Consider the following 2911-nt stretch of genomic DNA (forward strand, 5'->3'; position numbering starts at 1 on the left):
AGTTGGTCATAGGTCCAGACACAGGGCCGATACAGCGCCATCTGGCGCCAGCACCTGTATCCAGAGCAAAGCACTACAGCCACAAGGCGGCCTTCACCGAGCGCTTACGGAGCGGGCGGAGCTGTAGAGGTTACACATTGCAGGGGTCGTAGCCGATCGGTCGTTGCTGGTCTCGTGAAGCGGCGTTGATCGCCTGTGCTGCTCTGAGCCTCGGCCTTCGACAGTGAACCGACCTTCACCAACGGTGCGCGATCTAGGATCGTGACCGTGCGCAGGAACACATTCGACCGAGCCCGCGAGCGTCAAACCGTAGCCACAAGATTTTGGCTGATGAGATCCGACAGCCGGGCTCTCACGAGATATCCATGGCCATCTTCGACGCCGCCCCATCCGAGCCGCCCACCTCTACCGGAGCAGCATCGCGTGGCCTCGACCGCCGTCGCTTCGGCGCCATGGTGCTGGCGGCTGGTGCCGGAAGCCTGCTCCTACGCCGGTCGGCCCTGGCGCTGTCAGCGACGGACGAGGCCCGGTTCATCGACTTCGAATGGGTCGACGCGGCCCGCGACCGTGTGGTGCCGGCCCGGCTCTATTGGCCGGCCGTCTCGACACGGAATGGTCCGGTCCCGTTGATCGCCTTCTCACACGGGCTCGGCGGCTCCCGGAAGGGCTACAGCTACCTCGGCGAGGGATGGTCGGCACGCGGTGTCGCCAGCCTGCACATCCAGCACGTCGGCAGCGACGAGACGCTGTGGCAGGGCAACCCCCTTATGCTCCTCGACCGCCTCGGCGGCGCAGCGGACGAGCGCGAGGCTATCGAGCGGACGCGGGACGTGAGCTTCGGCCTCGACCGCCTGTTGCAGCGTGACAGCCCCTTCCATGCCGCCATCGACCGAAAGCGCATCGTCGCGGCTGGGCACTCCTTCGGGGCAAACACAACCCTGATCCTCACCGGCGCCCAGGTGATCCGCGACGGGAAGCCCTTAGGCTTCCGGGACCCGCGGTTCACGGCGAGCATCGTGATCTCGGCGCCGCCCTTCTACGGCGAGACCGACCTCGCGGCGGTCCTCGCTTCGGTCGACGTCCCCACGCTCCATGTCACCACGACGGAGGACACGATCCGCATCACGGGCCGCTATTCGCCCGTTCAGGACCGCATCGACATCTACGCGGCGATCCCAACCCCCCGGAAGACCTTAGTCGTGTTCCAGGGCGGTCCGCACAACGTCTTCACTGACCGCTCCCTGCGGAACGGCGGGCCGCTGAACCCCTTGGTTAAGCGGGCCACCGCCGAGGTCGGGCTCGCCTTCCTCGACCTTGTCCACCGGTCCGATCCCGCCCCCCTCGAAGACTGGAGCGCGACGTGGAAGCCGATCCTGGCCGCAGCGCCGACGCCGTTCCAAGTCGACACGCGGCGATTGGTCAAGAAGCGGCGCGCCTGAGGCTCGGCGTCGTCGTTGACCCGGCAAGGACCAGGTGATCTCACTGAGCGGCTGCGCGAACTGTCGGCACCTCGCTCAACCGCGTCGTAAACCGCGGCGAGCGCATCTCGAACTTCGTCGACCAAGTGCGCTTCTCGATCAGCCCCGCCCGCGCAGGCACCACCGCGCCGCGCCCGAACCGGCTGTTGCAGGCGTCCATGGCCGTCATCAGCGCGCCGGACTTCTCCTGGTTGAGGGCATTGATCAGCGGGCGAAGCGACGCGATCAACCTCCCAGACCTGGATCGAGCAAGGCGGCGCGCTCGCGTCGGATCACGGCCAGGAAAGCTCGGGCCGCGCGGGACAAGGGCCGCTGCGTTGGGTGCAGCACGCCCACCTCGAAGAGGATAGACGGCCGGAACGGGACGTGGATCAGCCCGCGCCCGTCCGAGCCCGCGGCCGTGAACGGATCGAGGAGTCCGATGCCAAGGCCACGGGCGATGAGGGAAGCGACCAGCGCCGAGTATTGCGCTTCCAGCGCTGGACGGCAGGTCATGCCGGCGCGAGCGAAGGCCTGGTCGAGGCGCTGGCGTGACAGGCTGGTCTGCGGCAGTGCGATTAGGGGCTCACCGGTTAGATCTTGTGGCGTGACCTCGGAGCGACCTGCCAGCGGGTGAGCGGGAGGTACCGCGAGCACGAGCGGTGTCTGGCAGAACGGTTCGACGTCGACGCCGTTGCGGGTGAGCGGGAGTTCCGCAAATCCGAGGTCGATGGCCTGCGCCGCGGCAAGTTCCTCCACGCGAGCGGAGGTCTGGACGGCGAGAGTGACGCTCGTGCGAGGGTGCTGCGCGCGGTAGGCCTCGAGCGCGGCCGGCATGATGCCGAAGGCGAGAGCGGGCAAGGCGGCGAGGGAGAGCTTGCCGGTGTCGGCGGCGCGGATGTCGGCGGCGGCCTCGCGGATGCGATCGACAGATGCGAAGGTGCGTTCTACCGCCTCGAAAAGAAGGACAGCCTCTGGTGTCGGGGTGAGGCGGTTCCGGACGCGAGAGAAGAGGGGAAGGTCCACCGCGTACTCGAAGGCCTCGATGAGGCGCGAGACCGCCGGTTGCGAGAGACCGATTAGTTCGGCTGCTCCCTTGGTGGTGCCGGCCTGCATCATGGCCCGGAAGGCTTCCAGCTGACGGATATTCATCGGTCGAACCACCATTCAACCCTGGGGGCCGCTACCCTTACGGTACCTGACTTCGCGCGGTGGTTGCCAGATGCGTTCGAACGCCACGACGAGATGGAAAGCGTCGCGATCCTCGGCCAGTTCGGCGAGGTGCCGGAGGATTTTGCGGGGCAGTTGAGCGGCGGGTGATCAGCCCCCACGGGGTGGCCCGAGTGGAATGTTAGTGAACCGTGGGCCTTTCCACCACGGGTAGCTTGGCCGGCGGAGCCGGTCGGGCGAGCGCAGCCGGCCAAGCGGTTAAGGCTGGCACGAACACCTCCGGG

General features: G+C 67.3%; 3 protein-coding genes. 1 reads left to right on the forward strand and 2 read right to left on the reverse strand.

The genetic code is table 11. From position 1 onward, the window contains the following. Positions 1 to 365 precede the first annotated feature (365 nt). Positions 366 to 1439, forward strand: a complete 1074-nt coding sequence (locus HPY23_RS30210) for an alpha/beta hydrolase family protein (protein WP_139235097.1) — start codon at positions 366 to 368, stop codon at positions 1437 to 1439. A 40-nt stretch (positions 1440 to 1479) separates the two neighbouring features. Here HPY23_RS30210 and HPY23_RS30215 read toward each other — a convergent pair whose 3' ends face one another. Together HPY23_RS30215 and HPY23_RS30220 are read right to left on the reverse strand one after the other, a co-directional pair. After that, positions 1480 to 1707 (reverse strand): DUF4113 domain-containing protein, encoded by a 228-nt coding sequence (locus HPY23_RS30215; protein WP_329618774.1) that lies wholly within the window; start codon positions 1705 to 1707, stop codon positions 1480 to 1482. Then, positions 1704 to 2609, reverse strand: coding sequence for a LysR substrate-binding domain-containing protein (locus HPY23_RS30220; protein ID WP_175540105.1), 906 nt, complete (start codon positions 2607 to 2609; stop codon positions 1704 to 1706). Before HPY23_RS30220 ends, HPY23_RS30215 begins: the two co-directional genes overlap by 4 nt. Positions 2610 to 2911: the final 302 nt, after the last annotated feature.

Source organism: Methylobacterium ajmalii (assembly GCF_016613415.1).
GTDB lineage: Bacteria > Pseudomonadota > Alphaproteobacteria > Rhizobiales > Beijerinckiaceae > Methylobacterium > Methylobacterium ajmalii.